The organism is Nitrosomonas sp. Nm34 (assembly GCF_900113925.1).
Taxonomy (GTDB): domain Bacteria; phylum Pseudomonadota; class Gammaproteobacteria; order Burkholderiales; family Nitrosomonadaceae; genus Nitrosomonas.
In genome coordinates this window covers 75,082-91,672 of sequence record NZ_FORD01000012.1, presented here as the reverse complement: position 1 = coordinate 91,672, position 16,591 = coordinate 75,082, and the positions used below count along the sequence as shown (strand labels likewise).

The window sequence follows — 16,591 nt, the reverse complement described above, 5'->3', positions numbered from 1 at the left end:
ACTCGACAGGTTCGCATGCACTGCTCCCGCCAGCATTACTCCACAGGCTATCGCTAGCCCTTTCAGCCATTTTCTGGCATTCATTCCTCTCTCCTTTTCTTTCTTATGTTGTTATCCATTCATGCCCATCTATAAACGCCTATCCATTTCTTCCAATAGCTTGAGCATAAAGTCAATACTAACCCATACTTCTTTTTCTTTACTTGTAACTCCCAAGCCTACTTCTTTGATCCTATCTGTGTCAAGGATTTTGGGTGATAAATTATTATCCAGCTAATTAAATTATGATTTCTCAGCAATTTCTTTGGCTGAATTTTTTTTAGACCGCAAGAAAAAGTACGCGACTCCGCCTGCTAAACCGAGCAAGAGCATGATCTCCAGCATACCAATACCACCGCCATGACCCCCATGCCCACCCTCTCCACCTACATGCAGCGGAACACGAACAGCAGTACGCACAGTATCACCTTCTACTTTTTCCAGCAGTATTGCATATTGACCAAGCTCCTTAAGCTCTGTCGCCACAACAACAATTCCAGAAGGATAGGTTGTGGGCGCCATATAAAAGCCATCATGTGCTTTATCTTTATGCTCTTCATTTTTATTCACTTCATGCCCAGCATGAGCATCATGATTAGCGTGACCTTTATGCTCATCATGATTCATTTCATGATCTTGCTCTTTATTGGCGCGGTTATTCGCCGCTGTGTTGCCCTTAATTTCTCCCCCATGCCCTTCATGCCCCTCTTTTACAAGGCGTACGGCAAGCGGTATCTCACGCGCTTCAGTAGGCAGCTCAATCGTCACATTTACTTTTCCAATATTTGGCACATGATCACAATAGGAATGCATGGGAGGAATATCACCTTCCGGCACTTCATATATGGAGACAGTTACCGGAAACTCTCCCTCTTTAACTTGACATCCGCCATGCCCAGCATGATGTCCCTCATGCGCAAGCATCAACTGTGCATGAAGGGAAAAAGCTGCTAATGAAAATATTGCTGCTACGCATAATTGCACAACCCATCTATTACGTGAAGCCTTTCTCATACATTCTCCAAAATCTTTAATCTTAACCAACTTGTAATTGTAAATTACTCAGCAATATTGAATATTGCCCAGCATATTTGCTCTGATGGATTGTATAACAAAATTTAAGGAAGGTCTGAATAAGTATGCCATGAAGACAATGTAGAGAATTTAATCAGAAAAATTCAAATATAGCGTAACCAGCTAAGAATGATGTGGGTACGCTAAACCTTTGACTTCGAGTTGCAGCAAAATGCTGCTTAACTTTGTGTCCAGAAAAGTGTTGACACATCAGAGCTTGCCGGCCTCACCTTACCATATTATTTTATTTATACTGTCTGCGGTTCGCCTTTACGTCATTCTTGATTTAGAAATGGAAAAAATAGAATTTTCAAGGTACAGCTTTAGGCAGGGTACGTAAAGCACCCGCCACGACCCTCTGGTGGAACGCTCATGCCGCTCGGTGCAGACGTATTCTGGCGTGCGTCAATGCGGCAAACAGATACAGCCTGCCTCCTCCGTTTGAATTTCTGCGATATCGATATGAAAGTAGCCGATGGGATAATTTTCAAATTTCTTCTTGGGTTTATCGCCTTCAATCTCCGGCAAGCGGGATATCCTTGGCATTGCAAGCAGCAATGCAGCTTTGACCGAATCAGGCCGAGAATGGTTGGCTGCAAAGTATACAGACAATTATATACAGACAGAAGCGCCTGTCGGTGCAAGGTGACAACGTCGTCGGCTTCTTTTTTCTTCGTCCAAGCTGTCGAGAGGCTGGCTCTTTGGCCCCGTCGCCGCATCGTGAACAAGTAGCCGCTTCTTCCACTCACCCTTTTTGATTAACAAACTATCCTTTTAGAAATTTATTTACTATAATTAAATGCAACTAAGTTGCATATTATTTTTCTATGCCAAATAACTTCTATGAAAAAGCCAAAGAGCTGATTAGACATACTGGGTATCGCGTCACTCATAATAGACTTCGAACGCTTGCCATACTATTAGCAGAGCAATATGCACTTACCCATCGCGAGATTGAAGAACGATTAAATGTGAAAGAACATCTGGATCGCGTAACGCTTTACCGCGTTCTTGAATGGTTGAGCAAGAATAATTTAGTACATAAAATCGCAGGAGATGATCGAGTATGGCGCTTTCGCGTCAATATGGAATTACATTCACATCAACACGCACATTTTATATGTACACGATGTACCAAGGTCATATGTCTGAATAACTTCAGGATTAAATCCAATCCTTCCTTGCCACTTGGTTATTTATTTCATGAAGTTGAATTAACGGTTAAAGGGGTATGTGCTGAATGCGTTTGATGGAGCAGCCATTCAGAAAAAGGGAATAGTAACTATTTTCTACAAAATAATTACTCTTTATTTCCCATAAAATGCAACTCAGTTGCATTTTATGGGACGAAGCTCCCCTGACTCTTAACTATAAAATATTACTCATCGGCATGACGCATCATAGAATCATAAAAAATACAACCAGGTACTATCAAAAAGAACGATTAAGGCTAACTGCCATGAGTCTAATCCTCTTTGTTTTCAATACTAACGCTCAAGCTGAAGAAGCCAACTCAACAATTAAACTTCCCGAAGTCACCATCACTTCGACGCCATTTCAAGATCGTAGCGAGCTCGACATGACTCAGCCTACTACTGTTATTCATGGAGACAATCTTCGCAGAAAACGCGAGATCAATCTGGGTGATACGTTATCTAGTGAACTTGGCGTAGCCTCGAGCTCATTTGGGCAAGGCGCCGGACGCCCTATCATCCGCGCTTTGGATGGGCCACGTATTCAGGTATTGGAGAACGGCATCAGCACACTTGATCTCTCCTCTCTCAGCCCAGATCACGCTGTCACTATTGAGACCCTCAACACCTCGCAAATTGAAATTCTGCGAGGCCCAGCAACTCTGCTTTATGGTGGAGGAGCAACAGGTGGCGTAGTAAATGCTGTAACTGGACGCATTCCCAACCAGGTATTTAAATCATTAAAAGGTAATTTTGAAGTACGGGGAAATACTGCAACTGAAGAAAAAACCGGAGCGCTCAATGTAAATGGCAGTTTTGGTCAAACCTCATGGAGTGTCGGTGGCTTCAAGCGCAATACGAACGATTATCATATACCTGGACGAGCGGATATTAATCAGAATATAAACAGCGAAAAGAATGTAGTCAAAAACAGCGCCGTTGACTCTCAAGGCTTATCTATCGGGAGTTCCTACGTAGGTGAAAGAGGATTCTTCGGAGGCTCTATCTCATTGCAGGAGAGCAAATATGGTGTGCCCACACCCGAGAAACCTACCATTGATTTAACCCAAGCTCGCTATAATCTGGCTGGAGAGCTGGACAATCCCCTTACTGGCCTTGAAAAATTCAAAGTACGCATGGGCTACAATGACTATAAACATAATGAAATTGAAAGTAATGGGGAAATCGCAACTCGCTTTAAAAATCGAGAACTGGAAACACGAGCTGAGTTTTTACATTCTCCTATTGCAAACTTAAAAGGTTTGTTCGGCATCCAATTTCAGGATCGAACATTCTCTGCTTTAGGTGAAGAAGCGATAGTGCCTGTGACCAAATCTCGCTCTACTGGACTTTTTATTATCGAAGAACGCAACTGGGGTAATTTTCGATTTGAATTCGGTAGCCGCTATGAGTATGCCACGCGTGATCCACAAAATAACATTGACCGATCTCGCGCATTTGGTCTGTTCAATGGTTCCGCTGGCGCTTTTTGGAATTTTATAAAAGACTATAACTTAGGATTGACAGCAACGCATGGGCAGCGCGCGCCTGCGATAGAAGAGCTCTATATAAATGGCCCTCATCGTGCCACAGGCACCTTCCAGATTGGCGATAACGCGTTACACAAAGAAGCGACCAATAATTTTGATTTGTCCCTTAGCAAAACTGCTGGATTCATGAGATGGAAGGTGAATGCTTTTTATAATCGCTTTAACCACTATATCTTTTTAAGAAATGTGGATACCAATGAAGATGGCATTGCGGATCGTGTCGATGAAGATGGAATATTAAACCCGCAAGGTGAATTTCAATTACTGAATATGGCTCAAACAGGTGCCACCTTCTACGGAGCAGAAGCGGAAGTTACGTTTACGCTCAAACCTAATAATTTAGACTTGCGTTTATTTACAGATTATGTACGCGGCAAATTAGACCACAATAATGGAAATGTTCCACGCACTACACCGCAACGTTTTGGATTGGAACTAAACTATCAGCAGGGCTCTTGGGGCGCGAATCTCACTACAATACACGTACTCCGCCAGAATAAGCGAGCCGAACTTGAAACCAGCACTCCTGGCTATACATTACTCAATCTAGAAGCCAGCTATCGCATAAAAGAAACTCAATCAAATGGGATCAAACTCTTTGTTCAAGGAAAAAATTTGCTGGATGAGGAAATACGTGTCCATACTTCTTTTTTGAAGAATTTTGCCCCTTTGCCTGGAAGAGCTTTAGTAGCAGGAATCAGAGGTGATTTCTAAACCTGCTCAATAAGAGAACCTTTACTCAAAGATTTAAGGTATCTCACTTATAACTTAATTTATAAGAATATGATAGGATTTTTAGTCAGCGCAACTAATACAATATAAAAGAACACTATCTGAGCCATAATCCAGGCGCCAACTTTTATTGGGTAGGTCTTGCCGAATCTGAATGCTGTTATGCCCAAACCAATATAAAGAAGCAGTCCCGCAACCTTTGCAGTCAGCCAAGCATCTGCGAGCGGGTATTGTTGGATCAGGACTGCCAGCGTGATTGCGCTGGTTAGCAGCACTGTATCAATTACGTGTGGCATTATTTTTACCCAACGTTGCTGTAATTGAGCTGATGAATGTATCATCCAAATACCCCGTGTTAGAAACAGCAAGTAACTGAATATGACACTGGATACATGAATGAATTTTAATACCGTATAGCTCATCACCCTTCCCCAAACAAAACCCAGCCATGACTACCCGCAACCGCACCTGCAACTGTAACCAAGCTGATACTCAATAAAAACCAGTGCAGACGCTGAATCAACACAAATGTTTGTTCTGGCTTATTTAGCGCTCTAGTCTTAAACCATTTATGGAGCACCCATGGCTCCAGCACAAAAAGCATTAGCGTGAAAACACCCCACACGAACACCATGGCATGCATCCACCAGAAATGGGGCTCAACAAAACGGCTCCATCCATCTAGAATATGTACCATGTAAAAACCGCTCAATCCTACTAACAATGTAGTATAGCGCGCTTGAGTAGCAAAGCAGCTTTCAATATGCTCAAAGAACTCGACACGCTCTTCAGCTAATTTCACTTTCGCTACGGCAGGAAGCAGGACGGTTGTTACCATGGCCACCCCACCAATCCAAAGAACTACACCCAATACATGCAATACCCGAGCTAAAACAAACTCATCCATGCTGAATTATGCTTGAATTTTTTTTACACGCATACGCCAAAAGCTTAGCATCTATTTACAAGGAAACCCATTCCTTTGCTTCCTCATAATCAGAGAAAACCACTACATCCGCATCGATAAACAGATTTGATACCCATGCACTCCATGCCTGCCATTGATTATCAGTAACGACCGCGACCCGATTGAATTCACTACCATGCTCACGCATAAATTTGATCTCTTCCCAAGCGACATCAACCGTATAATCGACCATATCCCGCCAATCAAACAATAAATTTATCTTATCTTCAGGATGTGATCGATATAACACCTTGTCTTCAAATTCTTTAAAATCACTGAGAGTAAATTCCCCAATTACAGCTAAAATGATCAGATTATTGATTTTTTGAATAGTAATCATGCGCGCACTCCCAGATATAATGTATTCATTCTAAATAATTAATTCACCAGGCAAATATGATTGAATCTAGTGCCTGCCAACACTTATTGGAGCACTTCTCAGGCTTAACGCCCCTCCTAATATAATCATCCCCATCCCTATCCAGGCAGAAATGGGCAAAGTCTCATGCCATAAAAAAACATCCCATAATCCTGCAAATAATACTGTACTGTATGCAAGTGCACTAACTACGATAGTTTTACCGACGCGATAAGCCCTAGTAAGCGCTAGCTGTGCAAGAGTAGCCGTTACACCAATACCAACCAATATCCATAAATTATTCGAATTAATAGCACTGAATGCAGTTAACCACAGCCATATACCGGTTATTACCGTACAGATCAAGGTAAAATAGAAAACTACTACCCATTCAGATTCACCCAGTTTACCGAGCTGTTTCAGATTAAGATGGGCGAGGCTTGCAAGAATCCCCGAGATCAGACCAATTAATCCAGCCTGCCACTGATCTTCATGTAAAGTGGGCCGTAATAACAAAACTACGCCTATAAACCCGAGTACGACTGTCATAACCAACATCCAGTGGAAACGCTCTTTTAAAATAATTGTCGTCAACAATGCTAGAAATAGCGGCCAGGTATTATTCAGGGATATGGCGGTTGCTAATGGAAGTTGTGTAATGCAATAAAAAAATAGCAACAGTCCGCCGAGACCAAACAGTCCACGCCAGCAATGAATTTTCCAGTGTTCAGTAATCAATGATACTCGACGAGTACGCATGGTCAGATAGGTTAAAAATAGACCAATTAAGGAACGGTAAAACACCAACTCGATACTAGAAAAATAGACTGCACCTAGCTTTACCAACATTCCCATACAAGCAAACAAAAAACTCGCCACAAGCATCCACAGCGAATGCATCAGTCATTACTTTATAAAAGACATTTCAGAATTATAGTTAGCATAAGTAAGAGCCTACCTCTCTTTGCAGGAAATTATGAAAATGCAACATCCCAGCTTCCATTGGCATTTGATAGGGACCGAATTCATTAATATGTTGTTTATAAAGTGCACGACGCCCCATTGTCATCAACCTGCATATTTCTTCATCTTCTAAAGCAGTTTCGAAGTATGCTGCCTGTTCTGCCTCAATGAATTCACGCTCAAACAAAGCAATCTCTTCTGGATAGTAAAACTCAATGACATTCATGCAGCTTTCTACTCCAGTTGGTATTATCGTACTAATGATGAGGGTGTGGGGATACCATTCAAGCATCACATTGGGATAATAAAGTAACCAAATGGCACCATAAGGGGGTGTCTGATTATTATTGTACTGTAATACCTGCTTGTGCCATTTCTCATATACTGGCGTGCCTGCTCGATCGAATTCAGGATTAACTCCTACAACTTGAACGCTGTACCAATCACCAAACTTCCAATCAAGTTTATTGGTATCAACAAAATGCCCCAAACCGGGATGAAAAGGCTCGACATGATAATCTTCCAGATAAACTTCTATAAATGTTTTCCAGTTACACGAATAATGATCTATATGAACACGATCAAATATATGACCCGTAAAATCAAAATCCTTGAGGACACTTAGATTTATCATATCATGTGCAACATTGCGTTCACCTGTAAACAAGAGCCCATTCCAATTTTGTAAGGACGTTTTACCCAAATTCAGACAGGGATTATGGTTAAAATACGGCGCCCCGAGTAATTTGCCGTCCATTGCATAAGTCCAGCGATGAATAGGACAAACTATATTTCTGGCATTTCCACGCCCTTTCAGTAAAAGTGCCTGGCGATGACGACATACATTCGATAACAGCTCAACCCCATTCTCGTTGCGGACTAGTACATCGGCATCATTCATCCATTCCATGACCTGGTAATCCCCGATATTGGGTACCATCAATTCATGTCCGACATAACCTGGACCCCGATCAAATAATCGTTGTTTTTCTAATTCCAATATATGTGGATTTAAATACCAGTCAACAGAAAGTTGTTGTGGTTTCTCAGTCAACTCAGTCAACAATTGTGACATTTGCGCTAGACTAGACATATGAAAACATTTATTAAAGAAGTGATGTTCAACAGAAGTTTAATGGCCAATGGACAAACCAAATATTCAGAAATTCAAAAAAATCAATAAAACAGAAAATTGCGTCTATACTTATTAATATAAGGAAGACTCTAATATATAAATAAGCTTCACTTTGAGGGTTGTAAAAAATATACATTACCAGGATTCATGTCTACATTATCCTCTTATTTCATAAGATTACAATCTTAGCGTTATGCGTAAACCGCATGAATTAATTAAACATAAATTGGAAGAGTTATCTCAATGAAATTGAATCAACAAACAAGCAAAAAAATCTGGGTATTTTTATCGAGTGCACTTATCATAGGACTTGCTTCCTGTAGCGATAGTCAGGAATCAAAAGTTAGCAAAACTCCTCTCAAAGGACCTACTACCGGAATACTCACTGATGCCGCTCCAGTTGCAGGCGTTGCTTATACGACATCTTCAGGCTCATCAGGAACTACGGATGCACAAGGCATGTATCGCTATAACCATGGCGATAATGTCAAATTCGAATTGGGTGAACTGATCATCGGTGACATCAAGGCTACTGGTATTGTTACACCAATAGAACTGGCCGCAGGCAATGAGAATAAATTACAGAATCTGCCTGTTCTACTGCAATCACTCGATTCAGATAATGATCTCTCAAACGGAATATCGATTCCAGCAGAAGCCACTTCAGCACTTAAATCTACTCTTAATCTCGCAAGTGATCCAGTCAGTTTTGCTAATTCTGCAATACTTAAAACCGCGCGCGATGCTGCAGGCCTAGCCGGCGATATCAAATCAGCAGAAGCAGCCAGTGCCGATTTTCTTGCCAGAGGAATCAGTCTACTGAGTAGCCACATTTGGGTAAAATACGATGACACGAATGCAAGCGTTATACGAGTAGCAGCAGATGGCAGTGGTGAATTCCTGCAGGGTGAAGCAACGGCAGATGATTCATGCGATGAAAACCGTGTTTGTGGAGGCAGTACTATTATTAAAGCCGGGGTAGAATACGGCGTTGCAAACGCATCGCAATTTGATACCAGAGGATTTAACCTCAATAGCTCCTTATCCGTTGATACCAATCTGCGAGCAGGTTTATCACACCCGCGCCCTACTTGGCGAGTCCATACAGACGGCGACGAGCTCATTATTTCTGACATCGTAGTTGCCCAAAGAGCAAGAGAACAAAGTGGCGTCTTGGGAGAACTCTTTCACATCGCGCGCCCAATTGAACTCAGTTCAGATGATGAACCCATTCTCACCGAAATCAAAGAAAAGCGATATGCCAAAATGGATAATAATGCTTCCGGTATTGTTGGTGCCTGGGAGTTAGATCAAAATAGCGTTAAAACCAAATTACTTCTGTTCTTTCCTAATAATAAATTCATGCTGGTAGATCCGCTTGGCACAACCTTTCAGTCCGAGCAAGTTGAATGTGGATCCCCAGGAGTTGAGTTTGCCTCATATGCATACAATGCCAATTCTAAGGAATTGAATATCAAAAGCTTTATTTATGATACCAACGGCTGTGTCGGTTTATCCAACGGTTTAGACAAACCCATTTCATTTGATATCAGCGCAAACGGTAATACTGCGGTCTTAAGCAAACAAGGCGAAGCATCTGTTACGTTATATCGGGCTTCAAATTAATTCACAAATAACTTACCAGGATGTGATAAAACAATACAATTAAGCATTCTTCCAATTCGGCGAGAGCAAATTTTGCTCTCGCCTCTTCTTGACCCGCCCCTATCTTAGCCATTTAAATAGCAGCTAATTAATTTTGATCAAACTGCTTTTCGATATTCAGCACTCGCCATATTGTATGTTAATAATTCTGAGCATAGATTGAAGTCCCATCCTTTCATGAATATAAAAAATTTGATTAAGCCCATATTTTTTATTAGAAGCCTAATTAGCTGATTCCTAAGGATATACTTAAAAAGGAGTATCAGAATAATTTGTTAATTCAATTAAATTCAGGAGCTCTGATAGAAAATTTGAGTTAAATGACTATAATCCGCGTCGCACTCGATATCCCTATTGATAGTCTATTCGACTATATTGCGCCCGATGCAACACAGCTTGACATTGGTTCATATGCACGTGTTCCTTTTGGTAAAAAATTCATGATAGGCATTATCCTAGCCATATCTGATGAGGCTCACGTTTCTCATGACAAACTCAAACAAGCTGACGAGATTTTACGGAATATTCCCCCAATACCTCCAGCTCTCATAGAATTATTTGAATTCTGTAGTTACTATTACCATTACCCCATTGGAAGGGTAATCATGAATGGCATACCCACGCGGTTACGCAGCATTAAACCTGTGCCACAACGATTTGTCACGTCATTCCTCTTCCGTTTGACCGAAACAGGTTATGCTATAGCACTGTCTTCCATTCCTGGCCGGAGTAAAACTAAACATCACCTGCTTACTCACCTTAAAGAAGTAGGCACCATCACGAGCAAAGAAGCGAAGCAGTTCTCTCAACGTGCCCCGAAATTATTACAAGAATTTCTAGCTCAAGGATGGGTAGAAAAGATTTTAGAGGGGCCGGAATTCACACCAAACATCAACGCTTCTCCCATTTTGCAGCTCACAACCGAACAAATCACCGCAATCGATACCATCCAAGCTGAAATAGGCTTATTCAATACTTGGCTGCTTCATGGTATTACAGGTAGTGGCAAGACTGAAGTTTATCTCCAGATTACTTCAACGCTACTCAAACAAAAATGTCAAGTACTTATCCTGGTGCCCGAGATCAATTTGACCCCCAGACTAGAAGAAATTTTCCGGTCGCGCTTCCCCACCACACACCTGATCAGCTTGCACAGCAAACTCAATCCTACCGAACGTATGAATGGCTGGCTACAGGCACAGCGGGGCGAAGCAAGCATCGTACTTGGAACACGCTTGGCCATTTTCACGCCACTACCCAAGCTGGGTCTGATTATCGTTGATGAGGAACATGATCCTTCATTCAAGCAACAAGATGGGTTACGCTATTCAGCGCGGGATATCGCCATTTTTCGTGCAAAACAAGCTAATGTACCCATCTTGTTAGGCTCTGCAACCCCTTCATTAGAAAGCTACTACAATGCCATAACCGGCCGATACCGCAGGATACTATTACGTGCGCGTGCAGTGAAAAATGCTACCCTTCCAATCATACATTATGTCAATACCCGCTCCATTCAGCTCAAAGAAGGATTATCTGAACCACTGCTTATTGCATTAGAAAGAACGCTAACTCAAAAGCAGCAAAGCATGGTTTTTATTAATCGCCGCGGTTATGCTCCTGTATTATTGTGCAAGTCTTGCACCTGGCTTGCGACCTGCTCTCGTTGCTCCAGTCGTCTGGTTGTACACCTGACTCAAAAAAATCTACGCTGCCACTATTGTGGCTACACAGAACAACTTCCACCAGCCTGCCCACAATGTGGCGATCAAGATCTCATGCCATTTGGTCATGGTACACAACGAATTGAAGCTGCATTGGCAAAACTTTTTCCTCATGCCCGTATTCTCCGTGTCGATCGGGACAATACTCGAGGCAAGGAAGCTTGGCAACTCATATTAAATGCGATCCATAAACAACAAGTAGATATCCTGGTAGGCACCCAACTTCTAGCTAAAGGGCATGATTTTCCTAATTTGTCCTTAGTAGGTGTGCTTAGTGCTGATACTTCACTCTATAGTATGGATTTTCGTGCTGAAGAACGATTATTCGCACAATTGATGCAAGTTGCTGGACGAGCAGGTCGCGCTGAAACAGCAGGAGAAGTTCTTATTCAGACTGAATTTCCCAATCATCCTTTGTATGTCGCTTTGCAACAGCATGATTACGATGCTTATGCACAAATATTGCTAAGAGAAAGGGAGATCACTCATTTTCCTCCCTACTCGCACCAAGCACTGCTCAATGCAGAAGCGCCACATATTGCCTCTGCGATAGAGTTTCTCAGCATGGCAAGCAAACTGGTCGAGCCTGGGAAACAAATAGAAATATTCGATCCAGTCCCTGCACAAATGACACGGCTAAAAGGACTAGAACGCGCACATCTGCTGGTACAATCCCACTCCCGCAAAAAATTGCAGCTATTTCTCAGCGAGTGGTATATGAAACTCTGCAAGATTCCCCGTCGTAAAGTACGATGGGCTTTGGATGTTGATCCATCAGAATTCTAATCAGCGTGAATTCGATATACAAATAGTTACCATAGCAAACTGAATTTCTTATGATGAAACAATGATCCCAGGAAAGAGTTTCTTCGACACTTGTACATCCAGAATCCGATAGATGTTATTCTAATTCGCAATAGAAAAATAAATTATAAAGTTACGTAATATCTTGTAAAGAAATAATTTTATTTAAAAAATTATTTACTTTTTTATTGGGAACTGGAATTATAACGATCTTTCATATAATTGACGATTTCTGTCAACGGTTTGAGTCGAGGTATTCTATTTCTCGAACTCACATTCAAAGAGATATATACAATAGACTCCTGCATAACTGGTTTTTTGGATAATTTGGTATTTCTAAGTGATTGGTTTTATGAGTGACACATACAGAGAAAAACTCTAAAAACCCAGTTATGTAAAGACCTCTACAATAAAATTAGCCAGATGTTCTTTTGATATTAAGCTAAATCCCATATCAAATACCAATTTATCTCCTTCCTGCAGGCTGAAACATCTAGTTTCCGTAGTTCATTTTCTAGAAAACAAATTATTTATCCTTTTTCCACTGCGGAATTCTTCTTCCCGAACAAAAAAAGTATAAGTTATCAATAGCAAAATTACCAAAAAGCTGAATTTTGCTAACAAACATCTCTTATTTTTTACAATAAATATTGCATTACCGTATTGAGTAGCTCTGGCTCAAACATACCATTTTTTAGCCCAAAAACATTTATTACCCAGCCTCCTCGACTTGGCACTTGAAGATTTATGAATTCTCATGCCGAAGGTAAATTATCTTTACGATTGACTTTGCTCATACCGATCATCGTTTGCTTTTATTCGATACAACAAAAATAAAACGAGGGATAATATACCCGAAAGCTGTCCCAATCCATTTTTACTGCATCACCAGACAACCTCAAATGCTACCAAGCGATTTGACTCTTGCATGTTATGGGAACGCAGGAATTTTTGGTTCTGTCGTTTCGACTTCTACTTCCGATATATGTTGTTTTATCCTTTTTTCGATCTCATCTACCCGATCCGCTGGCACATCGGCGAGTATTAGAAAATGACCTGCCTCTATTGCATCTTCGAACTCTTTGATCCGTCTATTACCCACATTCACTCCTATCATCCCGCTTAACCAGGCACCTATACCCGCACTTACCACCGTTGTTCCTAGCAAGATACCGCCTGCAATAACGGTGGAAGCAGGTGGAAGAGCCACTGCAACTAATCCAGCAAGCAGACCGGTCGTTCCACCTAATGCCAACCCCTGTTGCACTGCAGGAACAAAATCACTTTTCTGTAGCAAATTGGCCTCCGGCAATTCCTCGAGTGGTGTGCCGCTCTTGGCAATCACGTGGATGTGTCTCTCTTCAATTCGTGCTAAAAGCAGTTCATTAACAACACGCCTGGTACTGTTAATATCCGGAACAAGAAAATAGATGCGTCGCATGATAACCTCCTCAAATTTAGGATAATCAGTATTATTCAACAAATTAAATCGTCAATTGATTAGATCGTCAATTGATATAGAGAAGTAGCAATAGAGCAAATCAATCCGCTTTTAATACACGAGTTAACGAGCCAATGTTAAATGATAACCAATTAGTGGAGCAATAATGCAATTACATACATTATTCTATAGTTTGTGGCGCCAGGAAAGCATCAGCTATATAATCGTTAAGCTTGATAATGAGTAGTTATATGGCAAAAAAATCAATGAAAAGATACAAGGGCACCTATGAGCATGCAAAGTAAGAATATCCAGAAAAAAGTATCATTAAGAGGTTACAAAAGCCTTTTTCTCCTTGATGGCTTTTAATTAATTATCCTAAAACTCTATAAGCATTTCCATCTGTAAATGCAAAAAAAATTTTACCTCTGACAAAACATATTTCTGCTAATTCCCCATCCCACCAACAGCCAACAAGCGGGCATGGGTTACACTCTATTTTGTGTTATTCAATTGTTTAAATGTTGTAATATGCTTTGGTCGTCTCTTTATTCATGCTTTGCCTTCGAGCATGACTGCATTGCGGGAGAGAATATTATAGTTGCTCTATGCCCGACCTCTGCTTGATCACTTATGCGGCCGGACCACGTTAAAAACCGCGTGTAGCTTTCTTATAAATTACTCTACCTAAAATTAATCTTCATTTTGTCATGTACTCCGTCAGTAAAAAAGCAGATAAAAGTCTAGAAAAAAATAATCACTTGGCAATGGTAATAGGCAAAGCGAGAGATTTTGCTTCAGTAACAGTCAATCGAAACAGAATATAAAGCAATTGGAAAGCATTCTGATTCCAGTGCGCATCTGGTCCTTTGGTATTAATTGCATAATATTGGCCATCCAAGTGGGCCGATAGCTCAGTATTAGGAATAGGCTTATTTGACACGAAAATCTCCATAATATTAATAGGATTTTCATCTCTGAGAATAGGAGGAGTACGCGAGTCTTTTTCTACATGATACTCTGGTTCTTCCCCAAGTGAGTGACCGAGAAAATTGAGAATAGCATGAAAGCTTCTTAACCGGAAAGCACCTCTAAGGGGCCATTCTCCCCCGACATAGCCTGAGCGGATATCAAAGATAACATCGTTATCTATCAAAGAATTTGCCAAACCATACAAATCTTCAACTTCTTCAAAACGCAGTGTATCAGGATCATAGTTAGTAATAAGAATAGGTCCGGACACGTGCTTGCTAAGCGTATATGTATCCTCCTTCTGGTCGTAGCGGACAGTAAATTCTTTTTGCAAAGACTGAAACCCCTCTGCTGAAACAGCGCCTGCAGGAATAGTCCAGCTTCGCTCAAACGTCAGCGGCTCTGCATATAACTGCTTCTGATCCTGAATGGCTGAGAAATGGAGCGCTACACGACGAAACATCTCGTAGCCCTCTCGATCTGATGGGCTGTTGTAATAAGCAATCTTTTGAGAATATCTTTGCTGCGGCAAGCGAACACGGCCCCTGTACCTCTTATCAAGCTGGATAGCGGGAAGATTTAGTAGTGTAACTTCCTGTGCCATCATCCGCAGCATCAGATCTACATCAAAATGCTGCCGAAGCAACAGCGTAAACTTGTGTTGACTGAACGGGGCAAGGAGTCGTTGGGTAAATTCTTCACCTGCAATTGGCTCAATACTGAAAGTAGGGTTTTCTGAAACACCACCGCCAAATATCGGTACCAACATGCCACCCTGAGCACCTGTTAGTGCTGGAGAAGCGCCCGCATTCGCACTGAAATTGAAAGTAGCCGCAATAGCCGAAACTCGGGTGAAATGAAGAGGCTGATGATGTCGAGCCCGGGCAATATTAACGAGTAGCTGCTTGGCATCTGCATTGACAACTGCTTCATCATATGCCATCACTGCGCGGTTGAGCGTAATAGGCGACAAACAAGCAGAAAGGGTAAAAACAAATACAACACACAATAACAAACGGCGCATAAGTTATTCCATGAATGATGGGACGACTACTGGTTCATATTTTGCATTTTGCAAGCAACTCAGAAACAACGCAATCGGAGCAATGTATTGTATTGTTGTGTTAGTATTCTTATGAAATTAGACGATAGGTCACCTCTAAAAATTTATATTTGCGAGTATCCGCTTCGTGGATTGCCTGCTTACCCCGTTTTGTCACAATATGTCGTTGTTCACAAAAAATGCTTCCTTACTTATTGGTGATAAGCTGCGTCAACATTTTTTGTGCTCGCCTTGTCTTGTTTAGAACTCTGAATTTTTAAAGACACCCTATATTTATTTTTTATTAAGCTGAAGTTAACTTTGATTTATTGGAAGAGCGGGGACTTAGTAGCAGCATTAATTTATATTAGAGTTTTCAATATAATGAAAATACGTTAGATTGATTGCACATTTTCAATATATTCATATTCTTGATAAGAATTTAAATCAGTATAAGCTTTACCAACTTTTCAATACTATACATCAATACTGCACACCGTAGGAGAAGCAATGAAAAAACTCGTAACACTACTTTTATCACTCACTGTATTATTCTTTTTAGTATCTCAAACAGCAATGGCACAAAGCTATACCATGTATGGTGAAAAAATGGAGAAGAATTACCCAACCATGGCAGGTGAAAAACTGATGAATGGACTTGTTAATACAGCGACCGGTTGGGTGGAGCTTCCCAAAACAGTCATCTTGACTAGCCAACGCGATGGCGCGCCTTATGGTTTAACAGTCGGGTTGCTCACCGGCCTTATCCACACAGTTGGCCGTACAGTACTGGGTGCATTGGACGCTGTTACATTTTTCATTCCTACCTCTCCAGTTGTTTCCCCACCCTATATCTGGCAAGATTTCCATAAAGAAACCACTTATGGATAAGTATTAAGCTGATTGAAAATTCAACAGATCGTTGAAATAAA

The 16,591-nt window shown here is 41.1% G+C and carries 14 protein-coding genes; 5 read left to right on the top strand and 9 right to left on the bottom strand.

Annotated features, from left to right (window positions below; all coding sequences use genetic code 11):
• Positions 1-282 precede the first annotated feature (282 nt).
• Both BM283_RS07355 and BM283_RS07350 read right to left on the bottom strand, forming a co-directional pair.
• Positions 283-1,053 (bottom strand): hypothetical protein, encoded by a 771-nt coding sequence (locus tag BM283_RS07355; protein ID WP_090691516.1) that lies wholly within the window; start codon positions 1,051-1,053, stop codon positions 283-285.
• Positions 1,054-1,518: 465 nt separating this feature from the next.
• Positions 1,519-1,725, bottom strand: a complete 207-nt coding sequence (locus tag BM283_RS07350; protein WP_090691514.1) for a hypothetical protein — start codon at positions 1,723-1,725, stop codon at positions 1,519-1,521.
• Between the two features lie 215 nt (positions 1,726-1,940).
• Between BM283_RS07350 and BM283_RS07345 the strand changes: the two genes are divergently transcribed.
• Together BM283_RS07345 and BM283_RS07340 are read left to right on the top strand one after the other, a co-directional pair.
• Positions 1,941-2,363, top strand: coding sequence for a Fur family transcriptional regulator (locus tag BM283_RS07345; RefSeq protein ID WP_090691512.1), 423 nt, complete (start codon positions 1,941-1,943; stop codon positions 2,361-2,363).
• Positions 2,364-2,572: 209 nt separating this feature from the next.
• Positions 2,573-4,570 (top strand): TonB-dependent receptor, encoded by a 1,998-nt coding sequence (locus tag BM283_RS07340; protein ID WP_254776262.1) that lies wholly within the window; start codon positions 2,573-2,575, stop codon positions 4,568-4,570.
• A gap of 59 nt (positions 4,571-4,629) precedes the next feature.
• Here the strand turns inward: BM283_RS07340 and BM283_RS07335 are convergent, their stop codons facing one another.
• The 5 genes from BM283_RS07335 to BM283_RS07315 all read right to left on the bottom strand — a co-directional run bounded on the left by BM283_RS07335 (position 4,630) and on the right by BM283_RS07315 (position 7,951).
• Entirely contained in the window at positions 4,630-5,010 is a 381-nt protein-coding gene (locus BM283_RS07335) for a SirB2 family protein (protein ID WP_090691510.1), read from the bottom strand.
• Entirely contained in the window at positions 5,010-5,495 is a 486-nt protein-coding gene (locus BM283_RS07330; protein ID WP_090691508.1) for a hypothetical protein, read from the bottom strand. The genes BM283_RS07335 and BM283_RS07330 overlap by 1 nt, the downstream gene beginning before the upstream one ends.
• Before the next feature lie 55 nt (positions 5,496-5,550).
• The gene (locus BM283_RS07325) at positions 5,551-5,895 is read right to left on the bottom strand and encodes a SpoIIAA family protein (RefSeq protein ID WP_046851341.1); all 345 of its coding nucleotides are present in this window, start codon (positions 5,893-5,895) and stop codon (positions 5,551-5,553) included.
• A 66-nt stretch (positions 5,896-5,961) separates the two neighbouring features.
• Positions 5,962-6,813, bottom strand: a complete 852-nt coding sequence (locus BM283_RS07320) for a DMT family transporter (protein ID WP_090691504.1) — start codon at positions 6,811-6,813, stop codon at positions 5,962-5,964.
• A 37-nt stretch (positions 6,814-6,850) separates the two neighbouring features.
• A complete protein-coding gene (locus tag BM283_RS07315; protein ID WP_254776261.1) occupies positions 6,851-7,951 on the bottom strand; it encodes an aromatic ring-hydroxylating oxygenase subunit alpha in 1,101 nt (366 codons plus the stop codon).
• 303 nt (positions 7,952-8,254) lie between these two features.
• Between BM283_RS07315 and BM283_RS07310 the strand changes: the two genes are divergently transcribed.
• A complete protein-coding gene (locus tag BM283_RS07310) occupies positions 8,255-9,637 on the top strand; it encodes an adhesin (RefSeq protein WP_090691499.1) in 1,383 nt (460 codons plus the stop codon).
• Positions 9,638-9,996: 359 nt separating this feature from the next.
• The gene (locus tag BM283_RS07305; RefSeq protein WP_175492059.1) at positions 9,997-12,186 is read left to right on the top strand and encodes a primosomal protein N'; all 2,190 of its coding nucleotides are present in this window, start codon (positions 9,997-9,999) and stop codon (positions 12,184-12,186) included.
• A gap of 949 nt (positions 12,187-13,135) precedes the next feature.
• Here the strand turns inward: BM283_RS07305 and BM283_RS07300 are convergent.
• Positions 13,136-13,645 (bottom strand): DUF1269 domain-containing protein, encoded by a 510-nt coding sequence (locus tag BM283_RS07300; protein WP_090691496.1) that lies wholly within the window; start codon positions 13,643-13,645, stop codon positions 13,136-13,138.
• Positions 13,646-14,402: 757 nt separating this feature from the next.
• Positions 14,403-15,641 (bottom strand): hypothetical protein, encoded by a 1,239-nt coding sequence (locus tag BM283_RS07295; RefSeq protein WP_090691495.1) that lies wholly within the window; start codon positions 15,639-15,641, stop codon positions 14,403-14,405.
• 528 nt (positions 15,642-16,169) lie between these two features.
• On the opposite strand from BM283_RS07295, the gene BM283_RS07290 reads away from it, so the two are divergent.
• Positions 16,170-16,550, top strand: coding sequence for an exosortase system-associated protein, TIGR04073 family (locus tag BM283_RS07290; RefSeq protein ID WP_090691493.1), 381 nt, complete (start codon positions 16,170-16,172; stop codon positions 16,548-16,550).
• The last annotated feature ends 41 nt before the right edge of the window (positions 16,551-16,591 follow it).